19 protein-coding genes and 4 pseudogenes are annotated in these 23,910 nt (G+C 41.3%); 11 read left to right on the forward strand and 12 right to left on the reverse strand.

The window, feature by feature from the left end; genetic code table 11:
- The first annotated feature begins 140 nt into the window (after positions 1-140).
- Positions 141-1,043, forward strand: coding sequence for a glutamate biosynthesis transcriptional regulator GltC (gltC, locus tag Q3W56_RS01805; RefSeq protein WP_302894287.1), 903 nt, complete (start codon positions 141-143; stop codon positions 1,041-1,043).
- Positions 1,044-1,094: 51 nt separating this feature from the next.
- Here gltC and proB read toward each other — a convergent pair whose 3' ends face one another.
- From proB to rtp, 3 genes are all read right to left on the reverse strand, one after another.
- A complete protein-coding gene (gene proB, locus Q3W56_RS01810; RefSeq protein ID WP_302894288.1) occupies positions 1,095-2,210 on the reverse strand; it encodes a glutamate 5-kinase in 1,116 nt (371 codons plus the stop codon).
- Positions 2,207-3,100 (reverse strand): pyrroline-5-carboxylate reductase, encoded by an 894-nt coding sequence (proC, locus tag Q3W56_RS01815; protein ID WP_302894324.1) that lies wholly within the window; start codon positions 3,098-3,100, stop codon positions 2,207-2,209. The genes proB and proC overlap by 4 nt, the downstream gene beginning before the upstream one ends.
- Before the next feature lie 146 nt (positions 3,101-3,246).
- Entirely contained in the window at positions 3,247-3,615 is a 369-nt protein-coding gene (gene rtp / locus Q3W56_RS01820; protein WP_003220337.1) for a replication termination protein, read from the reverse strand.
- Positions 3,616-3,919: 304 nt separating this feature from the next.
- On the opposite strand from rtp, the gene Q3W56_RS01825 reads away from it, so the two are divergent.
- Positions 3,920-5,137: a cytochrome P450 gene (locus tag Q3W56_RS01825; RefSeq protein ID WP_302894289.1), complete on the forward strand. Its 1,218-nt coding sequence runs from the start codon at positions 3,920-3,922 to the stop codon at positions 5,135-5,137.
- 30 nt (positions 5,138-5,167) lie between these two features.
- Here the strand turns inward: Q3W56_RS01825 and Q3W56_RS01830 are convergent, their stop codons facing one another.
- Entirely contained in the window at positions 5,168-5,884 is a 717-nt protein-coding gene (locus Q3W56_RS01830; RefSeq protein ID WP_019714575.1) for a 3-ketoacyl-ACP reductase, read from the reverse strand.
- Between the two features lie 150 nt (positions 5,885-6,034).
- Here Q3W56_RS01830 and Q3W56_RS01835 point away from each other — a divergent pair, with 150 nt between their 5' ends.
- The 3 genes and pseudogenes from Q3W56_RS01835 to Q3W56_RS01845 all read left to right on the forward strand — a co-directional run bounded on the left by Q3W56_RS01835 (position 6,035) and on the right by Q3W56_RS01845 (position 7,759).
- Positions 6,035-6,340, forward strand: coding sequence for a DUF948 domain-containing protein (locus tag Q3W56_RS01835; RefSeq protein ID WP_302894290.1), 306 nt, complete (start codon positions 6,035-6,037; stop codon positions 6,338-6,340).
- Between the two features lie 69 nt (positions 6,341-6,409).
- Positions 6,410-7,182: pseudogene (locus Q3W56_RS01840) on the forward strand (hypothetical protein).
- Positions 7,183-7,225: 43 nt separating this feature from the next.
- Positions 7,226-7,759 (forward strand): GNAT family N-acetyltransferase, encoded by a 534-nt coding sequence (locus Q3W56_RS01845; protein ID WP_019714578.1) that lies wholly within the window; start codon positions 7,226-7,228, stop codon positions 7,757-7,759.
- 230 nt (positions 7,760-7,989) lie between these two features.
- Here the strand turns inward: Q3W56_RS01845 and Q3W56_RS01850 are convergent.
- Positions 7,990-8,418 (reverse strand): annotated as a pseudogene (locus Q3W56_RS01850) (MFS transporter); the annotation flags it as partial.
- Between Q3W56_RS01850 and Q3W56_RS01855 the strand changes: the two are divergent.
- Together Q3W56_RS01855 and Q3W56_RS01860 are read left to right on the forward strand one after the other, a co-directional pair.
- A pseudogene (locus tag Q3W56_RS01855) lies at positions 8,411-10,369 on the forward strand (molybdopterin oxidoreductase family protein). The pseudogenes Q3W56_RS01850 and Q3W56_RS01855 sit on opposite strands and share 8 nt — an antisense overlap.
- 107 nt (positions 10,370-10,476) lie before the next feature.
- Positions 10,477-10,797, forward strand: coding sequence for a hypothetical protein (locus tag Q3W56_RS01860; protein WP_302894291.1), 321 nt, complete (start codon positions 10,477-10,479; stop codon positions 10,795-10,797).
- Positions 10,798-10,875: 78 nt separating this feature from the next.
- On the opposite strand, the gene Q3W56_RS01865 is transcribed toward Q3W56_RS01860, so the two are convergent.
- From Q3W56_RS01865 to Q3W56_RS01880, 4 genes are all read right to left on the reverse strand, one after another.
- Positions 10,876-12,330 (reverse strand): sugar porter family MFS transporter, encoded by a 1,455-nt coding sequence (locus Q3W56_RS01865; RefSeq protein WP_302894292.1) that lies wholly within the window; start codon positions 12,328-12,330, stop codon positions 10,876-10,878.
- Positions 12,331-12,368: 38 nt separating this feature from the next.
- Positions 12,369-13,535 (reverse strand): Gfo/Idh/MocA family protein, encoded by a 1,167-nt coding sequence (locus Q3W56_RS01870; protein ID WP_302894293.1) that lies wholly within the window; start codon positions 13,533-13,535, stop codon positions 12,369-12,371.
- Between the two features lie 17 nt (positions 13,536-13,552).
- Positions 13,553-14,482, reverse strand: a complete 930-nt coding sequence (locus tag Q3W56_RS01875; RefSeq protein ID WP_302894294.1) for a sugar phosphate isomerase/epimerase family protein — start codon at positions 14,480-14,482, stop codon at positions 13,553-13,555.
- Positions 14,483-14,973: 491 nt separating this feature from the next.
- On the reverse strand, positions 14,974-15,969 hold the full coding sequence (locus tag Q3W56_RS01880; protein ID WP_302894295.1) for a LacI family DNA-binding transcriptional regulator: 996 nt from the start codon (positions 15,967-15,969) through the stop codon (positions 14,974-14,976).
- A gap of 552 nt (positions 15,970-16,521) precedes the next feature.
- Here Q3W56_RS01880 and Q3W56_RS01885 point away from each other — a divergent pair.
- Positions 16,522-16,644, forward strand: coding sequence for a hypothetical protein (locus tag Q3W56_RS01885; RefSeq protein ID WP_003220370.1), 123 nt, complete (start codon positions 16,522-16,524; stop codon positions 16,642-16,644).
- A 55-nt stretch (positions 16,645-16,699) separates the two neighbouring features.
- Entirely contained in the window at positions 16,700-16,993 is a 294-nt protein-coding gene (locus tag Q3W56_RS01890) for a YozQ family protein (RefSeq protein ID WP_302894296.1), read from the forward strand.
- Between the two features lie 147 nt (positions 16,994-17,140).
- On the opposite strand, the gene Q3W56_RS01895 is transcribed toward Q3W56_RS01890, so the two are convergent.
- Positions 17,141-18,826: a methyl-accepting chemotaxis protein gene (locus Q3W56_RS01895; RefSeq protein WP_302894297.1), complete on the reverse strand. Its 1,686-nt coding sequence runs from the start codon at positions 18,824-18,826 to the stop codon at positions 17,141-17,143.
- A 299-nt stretch (positions 18,827-19,125) separates the two neighbouring features.
- Between Q3W56_RS01895 and hpaB the strand changes: the two genes are divergently transcribed.
- Positions 19,126-20,580, forward strand: coding sequence for a 4-hydroxyphenylacetate 3-monooxygenase, oxygenase component (gene hpaB, locus Q3W56_RS01900; RefSeq protein WP_302894298.1), 1,455 nt, complete (start codon positions 19,126-19,128; stop codon positions 20,578-20,580).
- A gap of 63 nt (positions 20,581-20,643) precedes the next feature.
- Here hpaB and exlX read toward each other — a convergent pair.
- Both exlX and Q3W56_RS01910 read right to left on the reverse strand, forming a co-directional pair.
- A pseudogene (exlX, locus tag Q3W56_RS01905) lies at positions 20,644-21,342 on the reverse strand (expansin ExlX).
- A gap of 250 nt (positions 21,343-21,592) precedes the next feature.
- On the reverse strand, positions 21,593-22,270 hold the full coding sequence (locus Q3W56_RS01910) for a YoaK family protein (RefSeq protein WP_019714589.1): 678 nt from the start codon (positions 22,268-22,270) through the stop codon (positions 21,593-21,595).
- Between the two features lie 158 nt (positions 22,271-22,428).
- Here Q3W56_RS01910 and Q3W56_RS01915 point away from each other — a divergent pair, with 158 nt between their 5' ends.
- On the forward strand, positions 22,429-23,466 hold the full coding sequence (locus Q3W56_RS01915; RefSeq protein WP_302894299.1) for a polysaccharide lyase family 1 protein: 1,038 nt from the start codon (positions 22,429-22,431) through the stop codon (positions 23,464-23,466).
- The last annotated feature ends 444 nt before the right edge of the window (positions 23,467-23,910 follow it).

Below are 23,910 nucleotides of genomic sequence, written 5' to 3' on the forward strand. Positions count from 1 at the left end.
CTCTCCCCCGATCAATTTCCGATAATACCGGTCATAAAATCTAACACTCTATAATCATTGTAGGTTTTCAAAACGATATAAACAATATATAATTTAGATCAAAAGAATCTCAAAATGAGATAGATGGATGTGAGACAAACATGGAGCTGCGCCAACTGCGTTATTTTATGGAGGTGGCTGAAAGAGAACACGTTTCAGAAGCCGCTGATCATTTGCATGTGGCCCAATCAGCAATCAGCAGACAAATTGCAAATCTTGAAGAAGAATTAAATGTGACTTTATTTGAGCGTGAAGGGAGAAATATCAAACTCACGCCAATTGGAAAAGAGTTTTTAATTCATGTGAAAACGGCTATGAAAGCCATTGATTATGCGAAAGAACAAATTGATGAGTATCTCGACCCGCATCGCGGAACGGTCAAGATCGGCTTTCCTACAAGCCTTGCGAGCCAGCTGTTGCCGACTGTCATTTCAGCATTTAAAGAAGAATATCCGCACGTCGAATTTTTGCTGCGCCAAGGCTCCTATAAGTTTCTGATTGAGGCTGTCAGAACCCGCGATATTGATCTGGCCTTATTAGGACCGGTGCCGACGAATTTCCCTGACATAGCAGGGAAAATTTTATTCACAGAAAAAATTTACGCGCTTGTTCCATTAAATCATCCGCTTGCCGAACAAAAAACGGTTCATTTAATCGATTTGCGCAACGACCAATTTGTATTGTTCCCGGAAGGATTTGTGCTTAGAAAAATGGCAATTGACGCTTGCAAACAAGCCGGCTTTGCTCCTCTCGTTTCTACGGAGGGTGAGGATTTGGATGCCATCAAAGGATTGGTTTCCGCGGGAATGGGCGTTACTCTTTTGCCTGAAAGCACTTTTGCAGAAACAACACCTCGTTTTACTGTGAAAATTCCAATTGAGTTCCCTCAAGTAAAACGGACTGTCGGGATCATTAAACCGAAAAACAGAGAGCTTGCTCCGTCTGCGAATGACTTTTATGAGTTTGTCATTCAATTCTTCTCTAAGCTGGAGCAGTATAAATAAAAAAACAAACCCGAGCTTCTATAAAAGAAGTTTCGGGTTTTTTACTGCAAATTAATTGACAGGCAAAGATAAATCCACATGGCAAACAAATGCTTCCTGATCTACCACAGCTTTGTTTATCAACTCTTCCTTCTTATCCGGTTCTTGAAGCTGTACAGAAGAATAATTGACGATTCCGAGCCCGATTTCTGCCCCTTGTGAATCTATCAGCCGAACAACTGATCCGCTTTTGAATTTTCCTTTAATCTCCTGTACACCGTCCAGATATAGACTCGACTGGCCGTTTGTAATTTTTCGGGCATAATGATCCGATAACATCATTTCACCTTCCGGGCCGGAATTAAAAGCGATCCACTGCTCCTTTTGATTCAACGGAAGCATACCCTCTGCTTCAAAATAGGTGCCTTCTGCTTCTTCATGAACGGCTTGATATAAAATATCGTTGGCATCTGCCTGACCAAGAAACCCTTTAATTCCGGATGCCATTACGATTTTAAACGCATCCAACTTAGAGCGCATACCGCCAGTGCCGACGCCGCTGCCAGTGTCACCTGCACACGCTTCGATGTCAGGCGTTATTTCACTTATCCGCTCCATCCTTTTCGCTTCTGGATTTGTACGCGGGTTGCCGTCATATAATCCGTCGATATCGGATAAAATCACAAGCATATCTGCATCAATTAATCCGGCGACTTTTGCTGCGAGCGTATCATTGTCGCCAAATTTGAGCCGATTGACGGTAACTGTATCATTTTCGTTAATAATTGGGATGATGCCGCGTTCGAGGAGTACATTCATTGTATTCCTGACATTGTTATACCGATATTCATCAGAAAAATCGCTTCTCGTAATTAAAATTTGGGATGCAACATAGCCGTGTGCCAAAAACAGCTTTGAATAAGCTTCCATCAACAGGCCCTGGCCGATTGAGGCTGATGCTTGTTTTTCCGGAAGCTTTTCGGGTCTTCGGATAAATCCTAGCTTCCGATATCCCGCCGCCACTGCGCCTGAGGAAACCAAAATCACTTCATAGCCAGTGTCTTTGAGTTTGACGACTTGGTCGACCAACGCTTCCAATTTTCGAATGCTGATTTCTCCATGAAGGCTTGTTAATGAACTGCTTCCAATCTTCACAACGACTCTTTTCATGTTTGGATCAGGCGTCACTTTATCACTCCTGATAGCGGTGCCGCTGTTTTTTCGATATCGTCGCTGATTTCCTTTGAACGCTTAGCCGCATGCTTAATCGCTAGAGAAATCGCTTCTCCGCCGCCGCTCTTTTTCAAGGCTTGCAGCCCGGCAGCAGTCGTTCCGTTCGGTGACGTGATATTGTCTCGTAAGACCTCAGGCTGTTCTCCTGTTTCCATGAGCATTTTTGCTGCACCTAAAAGCGTCTGTGCGCCGATGCTTCGGGATAACTGTTTATCGAGGCCCGCTTCCTCGCCAGTCTTTTCAATGAATTCCATTAAATAATAAAAATACGCGGGGCCGCTGCCGGCAATTCCGGTGAATATGTCCATTTGATTTTCTTGGATTGTATAGACCTCACCCATGCATCCGAGCAATGCTTCAGCCAGCTTTTGCAGGTCTTCTGACACATACTTGCCAAGCGCAATGGCTGTTGCAGAAGCACCGATCATACTGGAGGTGTTGGGCATCACTCTGACAACCGGCTGTTGATTAAGCAATAATTGTTCAATAAAAGAGGTGGATATGCCGGCAAGGACCGACAAGATTAATTGATGGGGTTGAAAACGTGTTTTTAGTGATGACAGAGCGCATTCAGCGTCTTTTGGCTTCATTGCTAAAATGAGCACATCCATGTCTTCAATACATATTTGGTGTGGTGAGGCGCCTTTGATTCCATATTGAAGTTCAAGTTCAGCTAATCGCTCTGTATTGCTGCGGTTTGTAACGCAGATGTTTTGTTTTGGGATTTTGTTGGCACGAACGATACCTGATATCATTCCTTCCGCCATAGATCCTGCTCCTATAAAGGCTACTTTTGTTTGATCAAAGATCGGTAACATCTCCTTTGTTCGCTTTTTTGTTCGCATTTTCACACGTTTAAAATGTTACCACGTGAGGAAATGGTGTCAAGTGTGAAGGTCATTATTGATTTGTATTGTTTCTTTTCGACAAATATGTATAATGTAAAGCAGAAAACACCCGATGCGCACTGCTGCGCGGGTGTTTGTTTCTATTAAAAATTATCTGAGAGCGCTTTTTCAATCAGTTTTTTGCAGCGGTCCAGCTCAACCTTCAGCTGTTTTTTATATAGTTTGGCAGCCTCGTAATCTTTAAATTGATAGAGGACGACTTCCTGGAGCTTAGCCCCTTCTTTTTTTACTTTAATTTGCTTTAATATCCCGTCATCAAGAAGCTCATGCAAAGACCGGTATACTTCTGTATGATTTGGTTTAAATCCAATCTCTTTAAATTCAGACCGAAGCACCTCAAGCAGTTTTAGTCCGTAGAGCCTTTCTTGCTCTGTCATCGTTATCATATAAAGTTTTAAAAATGCGCGCTGCTTAACTAAAAATCCAGTTGAACTTCTTTTTTCTTCTTTCATCATGTATGCACCCCTTCTTTTATCACTGAGAACACTATGTACTAAATATTCAATTTAATATTATTGTTTTCCTTCTTTATATTAAGGACTGTTCATCAGCTAATTCTTGTACTTGCTGTTTATTAATGAGCGGAGTAAAAAATAATCAGTGAACATTAAGTACACAGTTTACTTAGTTCTATTATAGCCGACGTTCACCATTATTTTCAATCTGAAACGATTGTCCGATTTACATTTTCTTTATTTTATGTCCATTGAATTGAGAAACTGGGTTTGGTAACGTATGGAGAAAGGAGATGATAGAATGACAAATCAAACTACACGCCCTTCAAAGGAAGAACGTTACGCCAATCTTATACCCATGAAAGAATTGTACTCCGAAAAAGACCAGCTTCTTCCTTTCCCAATTTATAATAAGCTCCGGCGTGAGTCCCCTGTCCGTTATGACCCGCTGCGGGATTGCTGGGATGTTTTCACATACGATGATGTTCAGTTCGTCCTGAAAAATCCTAAACTCTTTTCATCAAAACGCGGCATACAGACTGAAAGTATATTAACAATGGATCCTCCGAAACACACCAAATTACGGGCTCTCGTCAACAGAGCGTTTACCCCAAAAGCAGTAAAACAACTCGAAACCCGCATAAAAGACGTGACAGCGTTTCTCTTACAAGAAACACGGCAAAAGAGTACAATCGATTTCATTGAAGATTTTGCAGGTCCCCTCCCAGTTATCATTATAGCTGAAATGCTGGGCGCTCCGATTGAAGACCGCCACTTGATTAAAACATACTCCGACGTACTTGTAGCTGGAGCAAAGGACAGCTCTGACCAAGCTGTTGCTGACATGGTCCATAATCGGCGTGACGGCCACGCTTCTTTAAGTGACTATTTCAGAGACATCCTGTCAAAACGAAGAGCTGAACCAAAAGAAGATTTAATGACAATGCTTTTACAGGCGGAAATCGATGGAGAATATTTAACAGAAGAACAGCTGATTGGTTTTTGTATTCTTCTTCTCGTCGCAGGGAATGAAACGACTACAAATTTGATAGCAAATGCAGTACGCTATCTGACAGAAGATTCAGTGGTCCAACTGCAGGTAAGACAAAATACAGACAATGTTGCCAATGTCATAGAAGAAACGCTTCGCTACTATCCGCCTGTGCAGGCCATTGGGCGTGTCACGACGGAAGACACAGAGCTTGGCGGAATGTTCATCAAAAAGGGATCATCCGTTATCAGCTGGATCGCGTCAGCCAACCGCGATGAAGACAAATTTTGCGAACCTGATTGTTTTAAGATTGACCGCCCTTCCTATCATCATCTCAGCTTTGGATTTGGGATCCACTTTTGCCTCGGCGCACCATTGGCCAGGCTAGAAGCGACCATCGCTCTTTCCTCCCTTTTATCAATGTCAGCCTGTATCGAAAAAGCTGATTATGATGAAAAGCTTGAAGCGATCCCTAGTCCCTTTGTGTTTGGCGTTAAACGTTTACCAGTGAGAATTACATTCAAATAAAAAAGCCTGTCGCAAGACAGGCTTTCATTTTTACGGATTTGTTGACCACAATCCCGCTGTTTTGATGAAAATGCGCGGATCTAATTTCAATTGTGCCACCATGTATTCAGCAAGGTCCTCTGGCTGCATAACCTTTTCTGGGTTACCGTCTGTTAAGTTCAATTCAATAGACATATCACTAGCAACTGTGCTCGGCGTTAACGCGCTGACTCTGATATTATGCTTTCTCACTTCTTGCATAAGAGACTCTGTTAACCCGAGAACCGCAAATTTAGAAGCGCTGTAAGCACTAGTTGCAGCAGCCCCTCTTTGGCCCGCTGTAGAAGAAATATTAATGATGTCTCCGGCTTTGCGTTCAATCATTTCCGGAAGCACCGCGCGAGTGACATGATACACACCCATTAGGTTGACTTGTATAATATTTTCCCACTCATCAGCTGATAGATCTAAGAAACCGCCAAATTTGCTGATGCCAGCGTTGTTAATGAGAATGTCGATTTCACCGAGCTGTTCTTTCACTTGAGCTACAGCTTGGTTAACCTCCTCGGCATCTTTTACATCTGCAGCGGCAAATGCTGCTTTTACACCAAGCGCTTTGACTTCTTCAGCCACTTTCTCAACATTTGCGGCAGTTCGGCCGATTAACCCGATATTCACGCCTTCTTTCGCAAGCGCAAGAGCCGTAGCGCGGCCTATCCCTCTGCCTCCGCCTGTGATAAGAGCGGTTTTATTTTGTAAACTTTGCAATTGAAGCACCCTTTCTTTGTTTACATATGTACGATATCACATTATAAATACAATAAATCCAATACGCAAATCAAACGAACTGCACGAACATTCTTTCTTCTGATTAAAAAAGCGGAAACTGGGTAATGACATAAGAAAAGGAGTGAACATATGGCTATTGTTTACATCAGTCTCGCAGTATTGGCTATTTCTATCATTTATTTAGGTGTTAATGTGATTCAAAACAAGAAAAATATAGCCCCCGCACTAAAGGAGCTCACCTATGTTACGCAGGCTATGCAAAAACAAGTCGAAGGATTAAAAACAGAAGCGCAGCTGCTGACGCAGAAACAAAAGAAGATTCAGCAGGATGTCCAAATGAAAAAAAATACACTTCAGCAGACAGCAGCTGAAGTGAAAGAGGTTCCTCAAGCAGTCAAAGAGGTGTGGCAGGCAGGCCATTTCAATAGCAGATAAAGATGAATGATATCCCATTGTTATGATCAGAATGGACAATGGGATATTATTTTTTGAGGAGGCTGACGCATGATTGTAAACAGAAGCAGTCTAGAGGAGTTCGCAGAGAAACTGCGTTGTCTTCCTACGTCTCTTACAAAATCTGATTTACTTGATTCTCCATTTCGTCTCCATCAAGAAAACGAACTTGGCATCTATTATTCACCTCATAATGAATATATCAACCGGGCTGCCTCTATTGTGATTGCCGGAATTACGCCAGGTTTTTTCCAGATGAAAATCGCGTACAAAACAGCCGTTGAAAGCCTGCGGCAAGGCAGGTCTCTTGAGCAAATGGCGGTAGACACGAAAAAAGCAGCGGGCTTCTCCGGTTCGATGAGGCAAAACCTAATCACGATGCTGAATTTTTGCGAGCTGCCGCAGGCTTTAGGCATTCAAAGCGCCGCACAGCTGTTTGGAGACTTACGGCATATGCTTCATACAACTTCCGTTATCAAATATCCTGTCTTTATTCACCATAAAAACTATACAGGTTACAGGCCGGCTATCAATCACTCACATATCCTAAGCACCTATGCTTTTGGGCACTTCCCTGCGGAGCTCAATGAAGTGACGGGACCGGCTCTTCTCATTCCGCTAGGAAAAGCAGCCGAAGCAGTCTGTGAAACACTGATCAGCCAGCACAGCCTCCGGAATTTTTTTTGCCTACGCGGCTTTCCCCACCCATCAGGTGCGAACGGCCATCGTTTGAAACAATTCAACAAAAACAAAGAGCAACTAGAAAGACAAATTCGTACCTTTGCTTCTTCAGGTTTGAATTCACTATAGAAAAGAGGAAATAAAAGGGATATGATAAAACGGAATACAAACTTGGAGAGTGATGGAATGTTTCCTGTATTAGAAACGGATCGGATTACACTCAGACAAATCAAAGATCAAGATGCAGAAACCATTTTTGCTTGTTTCTCAAACCATGAGGTCACACGCTATTATGGACTTGAAAATATGAAATCTATAGAAGAGGCCAATTCAATGGTCCAAACATTTGCCGGCCTTTATCAAGAAAAACGCGGGATACGGTGGGGAATTGAAAGAAAAGACACCAAAGAATTGATCGGAACAATCGGATTTCATGCTTTGTCCCAAAAGCATAGGCGTGCAGAAATCGGTTATGAAATCCTCCCGTCGCATTGGCGAAACGGATTTGCATCAGAGGCCGTGTCAGAGACTGTATCCTACGGGTTTGCCGCCCTAGGACTAACACGTATTGGCGCAGTTGTATTTACTGAAAATGAAGCCTCAAAACGGCTGCTCGTAAAAATGGGATTTCAAAAAGAAGGCGTTTTAAGACAGTACATGTATCAAAATGGTATCCCTTATGATGCGAATATGTATTCTATTTTAAAATCAAGAGAATGAACGGCCGGCATTTTCTCGATCTGTATGGACATCTCCTTCCCTTTAAATGTCCGAATCATGACCTGCACCAGCTATGGCGCCTTTGAAACTTCCTTCAATTTTCACCTCTTATACTTACATAACTTTTTAAAAGTGCATATTGGTAAATGCTGTTACATGAGCGAAATTCCTTACATTACTGAATAAATGCATAAATGATAAAAAGCGCCCTGAGACAGGGCGCTATCTGATTAGGATGCATATTGAGGAGACGTATCCTCCTGCACTGCTTTTTCCTCAGGTATAAGAATGCATCTCGTCATGACTGCACTCGCAAGATAAAGGGCCGCAAAGATCCAGACGACGCCTTGCGCACCGACGAGACCGATGAACAGCCAAGCGAGCGCAGGACCGACAAACGCTGATAAACCTGCAGCCAAATTCAATACAGACATGGCCGCTCCTTTGTCTTTTCCGGCCACCGTTGGCACAATTGCACCGATCGGAACATAGCCTGCCAACAAACCTCCCCAAATAAAGCCGATGACGCTGACAACCGCTACACTTCCACCAGAAAACACAGGCGCATAATATAATAGGACGGTGAAAATACCGCAGCCGACTCCGCCAAACCAAATAACAGTATTTTTCCAGCCGAATTTATCGCCGACAATTCCAAAATCCGTTTGTTCGCTTGACTGCCCGGATCAGTGCGGATTGTTAATACATAAAAAAGACGGAAAAAATGTAAGAGTCCAAGGTGATCCTGATCATCCTGTCACAGCAGGAAATATATGCAACAAAGTCCGAAACTTGACGGAGCGCATCTATGATGAAAAGCGGCTGACTATACCTCTCAAACGGACAGGTGCGAAAGGCCAGGCAATATTTGAACCGATTTCTTGGAAAGAGGCGATCGATACTATCACCTCCCGCTGGAAACAACTGATTGATGAAGAGGGTGCTGAAAGCATACTTCCTTATAGTTTTTACGGTAATATGGGCAAATTAACAGCTGAAGGAATGGATCGCCGTTTCTTTTACCGCATGGGCTCAAGCCAACTTGAACGGACGATTTGCAGTAAAGCGGGTTCTGAGGGCTATAAATATACGATGGGTATAAGTGCGGGAATCGATCCTGAGGAAACCATTCATACGAAACTATTTATTTTTTGGGGAATCAACGCGGTCAGCACAAATATGCACCAAATTACCATCGCCCAAAAAGCACGTAAAAAAGGTGCTAAAATTGTCGTAATTGATGTTCATAAAAATCAGATAAAACCCGGATCCGACAGCGCACTTGCTCTTGGCATCATGCACATCTTATTTAAAGAAAACCTTCATGATGAAGCATTTCTGTCTGAATACACGGTCGGCTATGAAGAGCTCCGTGAACACGTGAAGCAGTATAATCCGGAAAAGGTATCACTGATTACCGGTGTCAGTATCGAAGATATGTATCAGCTGGCAAGAATGTACGGCGAAACTTCCCCTGCTTTTATTAGGATCGGAAACGGGCTTCAGCACCACGATAACGGCGGGATGATTGTACGGACGATTGCCTGTCTTCCGGCGGTAACTGGCCAATGGCTGCACATAGGGGGCGGCGCAATTAAACATAACAGCGGAATTTTAGAATATAACACAAATGCCTTGCAGCGGCCTGACTTGCTGAAGGGTCGCACACCGAGATCGTTTAATATGAATCAGCTGGGCAAAGTGCTTTTGGAGACAGATCCGCCGATTCGTTCTCTTTTTATTTATGGGACGAACCCGGCCGTTGTCGCTCCAGAAGCGAACAAAGTCAGACAGGGCTTGCTGCGAGAAGACCTGTTTACTGTCGTTCATGATTTATTTTTAACGGAAACGGCTGCATATGCGGACATTGTACTTCCTGCAACATCCGCTTTTGAAAATACTGATTTTTATACCTCCTACTGGCACCATTACATCCAGCTTCAACAGCCAGTGATAGAGAAATATGGAGAAAGCAAGTCTAACACTGAGGTGTTCCGATTATTGGCAGAAGCAATGGGATTTACAGACAGGAGCTCAAAGATTCAGATGAACAATTAATCCGCCAGGCGCTTGACCATCCAGATAACCCATATATAGCGGAGATTGATTACGATTCACTTACTAAGCATTCATTTATGAAAGCGAAACGCGAAAAGCCGCTGTTTCCAGGCGAACTTCCGACTCCAAGCGGAAAAATAGAATTATATTCAGAGACAATGAAACAAGCCGGTTTCCCGGCTTTACCGACACATACGCCTCTTACATGCGATGATGGGGCCAAACCATAATTTCTTAAACTCAACGTTTTCCAATAATGCAAAGCATATCAAGCTTGAAAAGACGCCAAAGCTCTTTATCAACACAAAAGATGCTGAAGAACTTGGAATTGTTGATGAGGATCCTGTACGAATTTGGAACGGCCGGGGAGAATGCGAGCTGGCCGCTGCAGTCGGAGAACAGGTGCTGCCCGGTGTCGTAGTCAGCCAAGGGTTATGGGCGGATGAACCAGGAAAAAAACAGCTTGTAAACGTGCTTACCCCAGACCGCTTGTCCGATATGGGAGGCGGCGCCACCTTTTTTTCAGGACGTGTACAAATTGAAAAAGCATGAACGAAGAAACCGCACAGAGTATGACCTGGCGGTTTTTTGGGTTGATAATGAAACCCCGAGTATGCCAAGCACGTATAACATAACATTGACATAATGGAGGTATGCATATGGACGTTTTTTTAGGAATCGGTATTGCTTTGGCTGGTTATTTTATTGGTGAAGGCTTAAAGCAAATGAACCATCCAAAAGCATATGAAAAAAGTGATACTTTTCTTATAAAAGAACGAGATATTCACTTTTACATCGGACATTTTTTAGGAATAACAACATCTGAGGCAAAACAGTTAGCCGGAGACATGACAGACCTGCCTTACATTGAAATAAACGGGAAAAAGTATGTGCAGAAACAAAGCTTAAAAGAATGGGTATTTGCATTAGTCCAAAAGCAACAGGATGAAGTTAGTTTTGAGAAAAACGAGATTTACTAGCTGCTTAATGGCAAATTACTGATTAAAAAGGCTCGCTTAAAAAGCAAAGCCTTTTTAATCAGAAAGAAGAGTAAGCGCTTACATCTTTATTTCTCTTTTGCCCGATGATGCTTTTCTAACACCTTCTTTGCTTCTAAAGTCGTTTTCAAGCTCTTCAAGAGTGCGCCCCTTTGTTTCCGGCAGGTACTTTTTCACGTAAAGAATCGCAGACAGCCCAAGAACAACGAAGACGAAGAACGTTGACGACATCCCCAATTGATCTAGTAACACAGGAAACGTTAAGCCGATAAGAAAATTCATCATCCAAAGGAAAAACACTGAAATCCCCATTCCGAGCCCTCGCAATCTAAGCGGGAATATTTCTGAAATCATGAGCCACGTGACCACGGATACCGCTGACTGCTGAAAAGCTAGGAACATAATTGTCAGGCCAATCACGATAAACGGCAACACTGGAGTTCCTTGAAGTGTGATGGAACAAATCGCTATAAGCAAAATAGAAGCTGTTGTGCCTGCAAGTCCTGTAAGGAGAAGCGGCCGCCTCCCGATTTTACCCACAATCCAGATGCCGAATGTACAGGCTATCACGGAAATGACGCCATTTCCAATGTTTGCGACAAGTGCTGCGTCTCTGGCAAAACCAGCATTTTGCAAAATTTGAGTGCCATAGAACATAATGGAGTTAACACCGGTTATTTGCTGCACTACAGCGATCCCTATCCCAAGACCGACAATTCGGCGAATCCACGGGACGGACAAGTCTTTCAGTGTCGCCCGATTCATTTCAGTATCCCGATTGATTGAAGCTTTAATTTCAGCCAGCTCAGCTTTGGCACGCTTTTCTTCCCTTACATGCTTAAGAACTCTGAACGCCTCACCCACCCTCCCTTTCGATGCCAGCCAGCGTGGGCTCTCTGGTACAATTAGCATCCCGAACCACAGAAAAATGGCCGGCAGTGTTGCCAAAACAAGCATATATCGCCAAACGTGCGCATGTTCACCCATTGTTGTACCAATGACCGCATTACATGTAAATGCAAGAAGCTGACCTAAAATAATCATGAGATCGTTCTGAGTAATTGTTTTGCCCCGCTGTTCCGCTGGCGACATTTCAGCTAAAAAGGCCGGTACCGTGACAGATGCTGCCCCTACTGCAAGACCAAGTACACTTCGACAAATTATCATAACAGATGTATTTGGTGCGAACGAACAACCAATCGTAGCAATAAAAAACAAGAAAGCTAGATTTAAGATGGTTTTCCGTCTGCCAATACGATCTGCTAGCCGTCCTCCAGCAAGGGAGCCAAATGCGGCTCCGAAAAGGAGGGAACTTGTGATGAGACCTTCGGTGAAAGGTATTAAATCAAGCTGATCTCTTTGTGCCATAAAAGGCAACGCTCCATTGATTACTCCAGTGTCATAACCAAAGAGAAGGCCTCCGAATGTCGAAATGATTGTAATCTTGCGGAAAATTTTTTTATGTTTACCCGAGGTGTTTCCGCCTGCAGTATCCACTTTTTCATGCTGGTCCATATTTCTCCTCCTTTAAAAGGACTTACAATTGCTACATGTTATTGATAGTCCACCCATACAGCGCCTTTATCCGCGGATCGAACGCAGTTTTCCACCCAGCGTACACCTTCCACACCTGCTTCAATTCCTGGATACCACATGTCATTCAATTCTTTCCCTTGATCTGCAGCCTCCATTGCTACGGCAAACCGCGAATAAAGATTTGACCACGCTTCAAACAGACCTTCTGGATGGCCGCCTCCAATCCGGTCATCTTGCAATGCTTCCGGATATAAATACCCCATTCCGCGCTCTAAAATCTGTACAGGTTTTCCCTGTATTTCCAAACGCAGCTGGTTAGGCTGTTCATCCCACCATTCAACACTAGCTTTGGAACCGATAACACGTATTTTCTGGCCATGCATTGATCCGGCATTTACACATGAAGACCACACCGTGCCGACCGCCCCATTATCGTATTCCATAATCGTATAAGCATTATCTTCAAGAGGCGTTCTGCTTTTTACAAAGCTCTGGCGAGTACATAACAGTTTGTTTATTTTCAGTTCCGGAAGCATGATTTCTGATAAAAATAACGGATGAGTCCCTAAATCTCCTAACACGTAGCTCGGACCGGCAGATTTCGGGTCTACACGCCATTTTGTGCTTGGATTATTAGTTTCTACAGGATCTGAGTGAAAACCATGTGCAAATTGCATATTAATAATTCTGATGTCACCCAACTCTCCATTTGCGATCATCTGGCGCGCCTGTTCAATCATTTGATGCCCAGAATAACCATATGTAATGCCGACAACTCTGTTCTTTTTCTTTGCCAAATTCTCGAGCTCTTTTGCTTCTTCAAACGTGAAACAAAGAGGCTTTTCACATACAACATGCAAACTAGCATTCAGGGCTGCCTTACAAATTTCATAATGAGTGCCGTTTGGAGTTGCGATAGAAACAGCTTCAATACCGTCTTCTCGTTTCGCTTCTTCTTCAAACATTTTCTGGAAATCCGAGTAGCAGCGTTCCGGAGTAACATGAAGATTCATCCCAAAATCTTTTCCCCGTTCCGGATTGATGTCAAATGCCCCTGCAACTAACTGAAAGTGATGATCACGCAAGGCAGCCGAGCGATGAATGTATCCAATTTGACTTCCCCGACCGCCTCCTACCATTGCCCAGCGTATCGGTTTATCTACCTTTTTTTCACCATTAATCATTTTTGATTCCTCCCTCACTAGTAACCAACATTTTTTAAATAAGCAAGGCTTTGACTGACATCTCTTAAACTAGTATCAGAGTTTCTCGGATCACGTTCTTGTTCAATCGTAATATAGCCGTGATAGTGAATGTTTTTTAGCAACTTGTAAATCGCTTCATAATTAATAATTCCTTGGCCTATCGGACACATGACTCCTTTTGCGCAAGCATCAAAAAAGCGGATATGCTCAACCATTACTTGTTGATATACATGTTCATCAATGTCTTTAAAATGGATATAGTCGACACGGTCCGCATAGTCCCGCAGCCATTGTTCCGGATCCATCTTTGAATAATATAAATGTCCTGTATCAAGACAAAGCCCCGCAATATCGTACGGGATATCTTTCAGTAATTGCTGAATCTCATCCTCGAATTCAATATATCCCCCTGCATGAGGATGGATGACGGCTCGTACGCCATATTGCTTCCACGCCCGTTCCGCAATTGTCCGAATATGAGACATCATACGGCTCCATTCCTTTTTAGATAACCGTTTCGCTTGATCAGGATGCCCCGCCTTATAATCTCTTTCGTCATGCCCCCAGTCAATCAGGACCAAATAAGGCGGTGTAAAGCGAAAGCGCTCCTCTTTATCCTGAAAAGAGAAAGGTAGTTTTGTAATCAGAGAACAAATCTCATCAACTTGCTCCAGCAAATTTCCTAAGTGCGACTCTGATACTAAATCATCAAAAATCGTACCGGCAATAATGGATAAATCGTTTTTCAAAAGCTCTGCTTGGACACGTTCGATATCCATCGGAATATAGCCGTATGGACCTAACTCAATCCCTTTATAACCAGCTTGTGAGGCTTCTCGCAGCACTCTCTCCCATGGAGGAAGATAAGGATTTTTCGGATCGTCAACGCCCCAGCAGCAGGGCGCGCCAGCAATGTGAATACTCACCCAAGACACCTCTAATCAAATGAATTATGAACGGCAATCAAAGAATAAAGCGCTTTCTTTCAACTGGATTTAAAAGAACATTCATTTCGATTCTCCAAGTTGATCTTCTTTTTTAATTATAATAGTGCACTTTAACTAAAACTGAAAACAAAATAATATAAAGCGCTTTACATCCCGTTTTTAAAAGTAAGTAGATTGTTTTTTCACAGGTTATATCCCTAAATTCAGAAAGCGCTTTATATTTTGTGAGTTGATTGTATAATATTCAATATATTTTGTAAACGTTTTTTTGAAATTATTTTCAGAAAATTATCAACAATACACCAATATATATACACCTCAAACTTTGAAAAAGGATATTCCGACCTATCAATGTTGTTTTTTGAGTTTTTCTTGCTTCTCTTTTGTCATTCTTGGATTCAAATTGAGAAACACAAAAAAGCAGCGGGGACTTTCCTGCTGCTAAATATATTGATTTGGAATACAATTCTTTAATGAAAACGGCTTGTTGATTTTCGGACAATTAATTTCGGCAATACTAAAATTTTTTGTTTTTCTGAGGCTTTTCCTTCTATTTCATCAATCAGTAAATCCACTGCCTGTGAACACATGCTTTGTACAGGCACTTCAACTGTTGTCAAAGGAGGATCGCTGCTTTTTGATAACAGTGTATTATCAAAGCCTGTGATAGAAAGTGCTTCAGGAACCACTACATGTTCCTCCCTTGCTGCAAGAAGCGCACCAATTGCTAAGATATCATTACAACAAATCATAGCTGTGGGCGGATTTGAAGATTGTAATAATGAAGAGGCCAAAAACTGTGCAGATTCGGCCGTTGAATCTGTTACAACGATCAGATCATCGTGAATATCAAGATCAGACTCTTGTAAAGCCTGTGAATATCCGCGAATTCGCTCCCGGCTGCTGGCATTGTCTTCTGCAATCACCGCAATCCTTGAGTGGCCAAGCGAAATTAAATATGCTGTTAATTCATACCCTCCCAAGAAATTATCAACTGTAACCGTTGTAAGAGATGAGTATGGCTGTGATTCCGAAAGAAGGATAACAGGAATGTTATCGCTGATTAACTCATGAATAACCTCTTTATTTCGAAACCCCCCAGCTAAAATAAAGCCGTCAACACGCTTCTGCCTTAATAATGAGACGTATCTCTCTTCCTTCTCTGACTTGAAATCCGTACTGCAAATGACGACATTGAATCCATATTCGTGTGCCCGATCCTCTACTCTCCGTGCCATTTCTGCAATCAGAGGATTAGCTATATCCGGTAAAAGAAAACCTATTGTCGAAGTCCGTTTCCCTGTTAATGCTGATGCGAGCACACTTGGCTTATAATTCAGCTCTTGCATGGCATCTAGCACTTTTTGTTTCGATTTCATCCCGACCGGCTGATGATTGATCACTTTTGAAACTGTTGAAATGGACACGCCGGCTTTTTCTGCAACATCGTAGATTGTAGTTTTCATTTTGATAAAAACCTCTTTCTCCATACAATGGTACCACTAGGAAAATGTAGTAAATATAGAAAAACACTATATACGTTATTGTAAAGATAACTGTGAAGATTTCAACAATCTTGTTGCAACATCTTGGACAGGCACCATTATAAAGACTCACCAAGGAAACTCATGTCAAACATTGATTTTGAGTTAACTTGTAAAAGATACATGCTGATAGCCGTAAGACCAAACGGGGTGATCAATTTAAGGTTCTGGAATGTTTCAATCCAAACCGGTTTTGAATTTAATAAAGGGGACAATTGCGCTGAGTTAAGCTCAACTTCTACAATATGTTCGCTTTTTTGTTTTTAAAAATCTTAGATATGTTCCCAGCTTTATAAAGCCTCTTCATATACACAGTGTGCTAACAAAGGTTTCAAAATGACCTTTAATATACTGACATGAAACTGACTCTCTTGCCTAAATGGGAAGAGTCAACGAAAAAAAGCGAATGAATACCTGCCTAACAGACAGAATAAGAAGAGTTGATACAACACTTTTCGTAAAGGGGTGACACTAATGAGTAAAAAAGGAATTCAAAATTCAAGTATTGAGCAAATAAGAAACGACCATGAGACTGAAACAGCTTTTAAAGTAGATGATCCTAAAAAGCATGGTTCTGATCCGAAAAGAACGAAATAAGTTTTTGCTTAATCCCATATGACACTGTTAAATTCAATAATCTGGAGTGAGAAAAGTGACTCAAAAAAATGGAGCGGACAGACCAGATGACTACAAAAGATTTTCTGCAATAGACAAGGAATATGATTTTCAGCAGACTTTAAATGAAAGTGGCAAGACAGAAAATGAAAACGCTGAAACTCAATCACATAATAAAGAAAACATAAATGACACCACAGATGTGGCTGGAAAGTATTTTGATCCCTCAGATTATAAAGGAACCACGCAATTGGAAAAAGGATTGGCTGAAACTCATGAACAAGTCAGCGATGACTATTTCGAAGGGACTATTGATCAAAATTTGGACTAGTCATTTAAAACGGAGCTAACTTTAAAGAAGTAAGTTAGTTCCGTTTTTACAGTGAAAATACTTGTCAATGCTACATATACCAGCTTCCTATTGAGGAACCTTAAAACCTCACTGAATAAAATGGGGTTTTCACGTCAAGTAACCTACTTAATATTTAAAACGATGAATAACAGTTTGAAGTTCTTCCGCCAACTGGGATAGAGACTCTGCAGCATAAGAAATCTCCTCCATTGAATGAAGCTGTTCCTGTGATGATTTTGCAACCGCTTCTGTATTTGCTGACGTTTCTTTTGTACCAGCGGCTAATGTATGAACTGTATGCTGAATCACTTCAACGCCTGATGTAAGCTGCTGTGTTGCCGCTGCCACTTCTTGTATTTGAGAAGTGACTTGTTCCACCAGATTCAGTATTTCATTGAAATTCCCTGTTGTCTCTTGAGAAAGCACAATACCTGAGCTCACATTTTCTTGAACAACCTTAATGTTATTCACTGTTTCAACCGATTCATTTTGGATAGTTGTTACCACAGATTGGATGTGATTGGCTGACTTATTCGTTTCATCGGCCAATTTCCGAACTTCTTCTGCCACCACAGCAAATCCTTTTCCGTGCTCTCCGGCTCTGGCAGCCTCGATCGCTGCATTCAGTGCCAGCAAATTTGTCTGCTCGGAAATATTTGTGATTAGCGAAGAAATATTGCTGATTTCTGCTGTGCTTGCTACCAATGCCTGCAAGCCATTGCCGGCTGAATCTACAGATTTATCAATGAACTTCATCTGATCTAACATTTTGTTGACGGATTGAGATCCTATTTCAGCCTTGTCTCTCATCGACGAAGATAGATCCGCTATGTTACCAGTATTTGAAGCAACAGATGATATACTGTCTAATAACTCAGTAATGGATTCTGCACTCTTTTCTGTCATTGAGCTTTGCTTCCCATTGCTGTCGGCAGCCATCTGCATCGCTCTGGAGATATGTTCAGAAGTTGATTTGGATTCTTCCGCGCTTGCCGATAATTCTTCGGAAGATGCGGCGACTTGTTCAGATGAGCTGCTGATCTGCTTCACAATTTGAGTTAATGAATGAGTAAAAGAATTGAAAGATTGAGCAAGCTGACCAAATTCGTCCTTATTTTTCACAATGACTTTTTTGGTTAAATCCGCCTCGCCATGAGCAATTTCCTCAAGCTGCATATTCATACTTCTCAATGGAACCATAATGGACTTTAATAACAATAAGCTTAAAACAACGCCTACCATTATTGATACCGCTGTGACAATGATGATGAACCATTGACTCATTTCCCCTTTGCTGCGTATTTCACCTTTTAGATCCTCCACCTCTTGATCCAGGCGATCAGACAGCTTATTGACAGCTGGATCTACAACTTCTTTTCTTAATGTTCTTTCTTCTCCAAAATGGATGGTTCCTGCTTCTTTAGGATCTGAAGAGTAGGCTTTTAATACTTGCTGATTTAAAGCTCTATACTGAGTAAGGCTTGTTTTAATGTCTTCAATATGTGTTTGATATTTCTCTTCATCAATCAAGTCATTGATCCGATCAAGGCTCTTTAAGACATCGTCTGCTTTTTCCTTCATTCCCTCGTCATATTCTTTGTCTCCGGTGATCAGGAAACCTCTTTCATCATTTGATAACCCGGTCAATCGATATTGGATCTGCTTCATCTCTTTTTGGAAATCCATTTTGTCTTTCAGTTCTTCATTCTTTTTTACAGTAGAAGAAATCATAAAAACAGAGGAGCCTCCAATTCCAATCATTGAAAGAACTAATATTGATACTATCCCCAGTAATTTTGTTTTCACTTTCATGTGTCGTTTTCCCTTTCTGCACGATGTATGATCGAAATAGCTATTCGCTTACTTCTATGTCAATTATATCGACATGTTTTATAAAGGTTTTATAGTAATGTCTTACCCCGTACATAAGCAAATTGTTTACATCAGAACAACACGAAAGACATATACTGCCTTGTCTACATAGTATTTCAATTTACTCTTCTATTAAGGCATACTAAAAAAGGCTTTTCCTATCTCAAATTAGGGAACGGGCTGTTCTTTCGAAAATATAATGACAATACGCAGCATGATGTGAAGGAGCGAAACGTCAAATGGGGATCATCAATGGAAAAGAATTCATTGACCGATTGAATAAACTAGAAAACGAAATATGGTATGATGGCGAAAAAGTAGAGGGTAACATTTCTGATCATCCTGCATTTAAAGGAATAGTCAAAACGAAAAGCTCGCTTTATGATTTGCAAACGAAGGATGAGTTAATCAATGAAATGACTTATCGCCTTCCTGGAGATCTTGATCGAATCGGACTCTCATATCTTCAGCCTAAAACCAAAAGTGATTTGAGAAAAAGAAGGACCATGATAGAACATTGGGCTAGACATACTCACGGAATGATGGGGAGAAGTCCGGATTACATGAATACGGTCATGATGAGCTTTGCATCCTCAGCAGAGCTACTCAGAGATAAAGAAAATTGCTTTCCTGAACATATACTAGACGTGTATAGGGAGGCTGTTAAACATGATCTTTCCTTTACCCATACATTTATTACCCCCCAAGTGAACCGGTCACAGTCCTATTTTGGGTCCAGTGAAAAACCGATATCTGCTAAAGTCATTGACAGAACCGAAAAAGGATTAATTGTACAAGGTGCGCGTCTGCTTGCAACCCAAGGTGGCTTAACTGATGAAATCCTGGTTTTTTCGGCACCTAAATTTTTCTTTGAAACGGATGAAGCTTTTGCTTTTTCGATTCCATCTAATACAAAAGGCGTCAAATTCATCACAAGAGAATCATTTGTATTAAGCGAATCTGCCTTTAATCATCCTTTAAGCTCAAGGTATGAAGAAATGGATTCAATTGTTGTTTTTGATCATGTGCTAGTGCCATGGGATCGTGTATTTTTTTATGATAATGTTGAAGCAGCTAAAGACTTTATGACGAAAAGCTCCTTTCATGCCTTTACCTTTCACCAGGTCGTCATTAGGCAAAAGATCAAAATTGAATTTCTATTAGGAGTTGCACAGCTTCTGGTCGACACGATTAATGTTTCTGAATACCAGCACATACAAGAAAAGCTCTCTGAAATCATTGTTGGATTGGAAACAATTAAAGCACTCATTGACAAATCAGAAAATGACGCTCAGTTAGATGAATACGGCTTTATGCGTCCAAGTTTAATTCCTCTTCAAGTCATCAGTACGATTATTCCTACTCTATATCCTCGATTTACTGAAATCATACAATTAATTGGAGCTAGCGGAATGGTGACGCTGCCGACAGAAAATGCATTTGACTCAGAGATACGGGAAGATCTTGACCAATATCTCCAAGCAACTAATACAAACGCTGAAGAGCGTGTGAAAATTTTCCGCTTGGCGTGGGATTTAACAATGAGTTCATTCGGAACAAGGCAAACACACTACGAAAGATACTTTTTCGGAGATCCTATTCGGATTTCAAGCAGACTGTACACTAGTTATCCAAAGCAGCAGCAAGTAAACATGATTAAAGCGTTTTTACATGATGAAGATGTTGATGATTGATACCTATTCTCTTCATATAACGAAATGAAAAAACAGCGGGAAAGGTCCGCTGTTTCGTATTTTTCATTCAGGAAACTGTACATGGCCCGGCACTGTATATGCATTGGACGTTCCGCTTTCAGGCAGCTTCGGAATGGTATCTTTCACAACTTTTCCACGGATGTCAGTCATTCTGACTTTGAGAGAGCCTGTCCCTACATTAGTGCTGACAAAATGGTTATAGTCCATTTTCTCCATGTTAATCCACTTACCATCCTTCTCATCTTCCATTTTCATAACAGGATACTTGTGATTTCTGACTTGAATTGCAGCCCACCATCTGCTGCTGCCTTCTTTGACCCGGTATGTGAAATTGCCGGTGATTGGGGCTTTGACAACACTTCATTTAATATTGATTTTTCCGTCTTTCATATCGCCGATTTTTCGAAAGGCATTTGGTGACAGATCAAGAGCTCCCCGAGCGCCTTCAGGATATAGGTCGGTAACGTAGACAATTGTTTTTCCTTTTGGCCCCACAACTTCCAAATAGGAGCCTGCAAGTGCCGCTTTCACTCCCCCGTAATTGAGATCTGCAGGATTTATTGCGGTAATCTCCATATCAGAAGGAATGGGATCCAGCAGAAAAGCTCCTCCTGCATAACCTGACCCTGTATAGGATGCATAGCCTTCATGCATGTCGTCATATGCTGCCGAAGCTTGCGGGGAAAAACAAAGGATCATCAACAAAACCATACTAACAATTGCACTGATATTCTTTTTCATAAATCTCCACCTCAATACAGACTTCCAAATGAGAATCATTATCATTTTAAGACTCAATCCATTGGTTTGAAAGAGGAAATAGATTCATAGATGATTTTAAGACAGATTCACTATCATAAATATATCAAAGGTAGGGTTTTTATGAAAAAGTCAATACGAATGAATGGGTATACCCATCAGCCGATTTTCTTATTTTTATTTACTGAGCTATATAGCATAGCCATAAGAGCTGATGGCCAGATATCAGCTCTTATTTTTCCGCGCTCAGTTTCAACTTAGCGGTCATCATGATGCCAAATATGAGAACAATCGGAACCCAAATGATGATGTTGTAAAAATTAGGCTCAGCTAAAGCTACAATAATAGCCCCCACACAATATAAGACAATAGCCAGCGCTCTTAACACAGCATCTCTTAAGAATGTCTTCTTCTGTTTCTTAAAAAACAAACGGCCGGACAAATCCTCTAAAAGAGAAGCCAATGTTCCGGTCAACACAGTAGAAGAAATACCTGCGATTCCCAGCTTTTTAGCTGCTGTTGTTTGAATCCCCATAGAAATGCTCAAGAGAATAATAAGAATGTATACAGGAACAAAGGCCGAATAAAAAGATAGACAAGCAAAGACAAATAAAATGAATGCTTCAAGGGCAAGCGCTTTTGTCACAGCAGAAGGCCAAAGAGTATTTTCTGCCTTTCCGACCATCAGTGTTGAAATAATCACGCCGCATATAAATCCGATTAGCGCAGTCAAAGAATTAAAAACTGTGGCCTGAAGAGATTTGCCGATCGCTAACCCAAATAATACAATATTTCCAGTCATATTCGCTGTGAACACATGTCCAAGACTTAAATACCCGATTACATCCACGATTCCAGCTGTTAAACATAAAAGTGAAAGCAAGGTGTTTCGATAAGCTGCTGCAGTCAATGGTATATCAATCCTTTCTTCTGTTTTAATTGTTAGCGCAATCTGTATTTTAAATAACCCGGCATTAATTAGGACGATAGAACCTATCATTCCTTTTTATTTACTGTAATAATAATCCTTGCAAGGAAATTATTACATTTGAAAGGGAGCATATTGTGATGAAACGATTTTGTTTATGGTTTGCCATGTTCAGCTTGTTATTGGTTCTCTTGCCTGGAAAAGCGTTTGGAGCCGTCGATTTTCCAAATACCTCAACGAATGGCCTTTTAGGATTTGCCGGAAATGCTAAAAATGAAAAAGGCATTTCTAAAGCGAGCACAACGGGAGGAAAAAACGGCCAGATTGTTTACATTCAAAGCGTAAATGATTTAAAAACCCATCTAGGAGGATCAACTCCGAAAATTTTAGTGCTTCAAAATGATATTTCCGCATCTTCGAAAACAACAGTTACCATTGGCTCAAACAAAACACTCGTAGGCTCTTACGCGAAAAAAACGTTAAAAAATATTTATTTAACCACTTCATCTGCCTCTGGGAACGTCATTTTTCAAAATCTGACTTTTGAACACAGTCCGCAGATTAACGGAAATAATGATATCCAGCTTTATTTAGATTCCGGCTTCAACTACTGGATTGACCACGTCACATTCTCCGGCCACAGCTATAGTGCAAGCGGCAGTGATTTGGACAAGCTTCTGTATATCGGAAAATCAGCAGATTATATCACGATCAGCAACTCAAAATTCGCGAATCATAAATACGGTTTGATTTTAGGATACCCAGATGATTCGCAGCATCAATATGACGGCTATCCCCACATGACAATCGCCAACAATTATTTTGAGAACCTGTATGTAAGAGGCCCGGGTCTTATGAGATACGGATACTTTCATGTGAAAAACAATTACAGCAACAACTTTAACCAGGCAATTACGATTGCCACAAAAGCAAAAATATATTCTGAATATAATTACTTTGGAAAAGGCAGTGAAAAAGGCGGAATCCTTGATGACAAGGGCACTGGTTATTTCAAGGATACAGGCAGCTACCCTTCTCTTAATAAGCAAAGCTCTCCGCTGACTTCCTGGAATCCCGGATCTAATTACAGCTACCGTGTCCAAACGCCGCAGTATACAAAAGATTTTGTCACGAAATATGCGGGATCACAAAGTACAACGCTGGTATTTGGCTACTGACACAAAAGAGGCTTGCGTAAAAAACGCAAAGCCTCTTTTTGTACTTATAGGCTTATTTTAAGCGCTCTTGTCACACTCTATCAGGTTCGGTCAAACTGTTCTTAGCAAAAGCGTATTTTCTCTTTCACAATAACAGCTTAGATCGGCTTTCTTATTATACCAGTTTATCGCAAGTATAAAGAATCCATATGACAAAGTTTAAAATAGATTCTTCTTTTTGAATCTCATATCATCTATAAATCAGACCCCTAATCCTCTTGCAGAACCCGTGACAATCTCTGTCTTGGACATCAACATTCCCCTTTCGCAATGAGTTCTCGTGATTATATTTATTTTAACAAATTCTCCACTTCATTTAGTCTGCAGAGGCAATAGAAACCTTGGCTCTAAATGCTCCCCTTCCTAAACTAGATGCCCTTTATATCTTTAGACAGTAAAAAAAGG

It is taken from the genome of Bacillus sp. C28GYM-DRY-1, assembly GCF_030519405.1.
GTDB classification, from domain to species: domain Bacteria; phylum Bacillota; class Bacilli; order Bacillales; family Bacillaceae; genus Bacillus; species Bacillus spizizenii_A.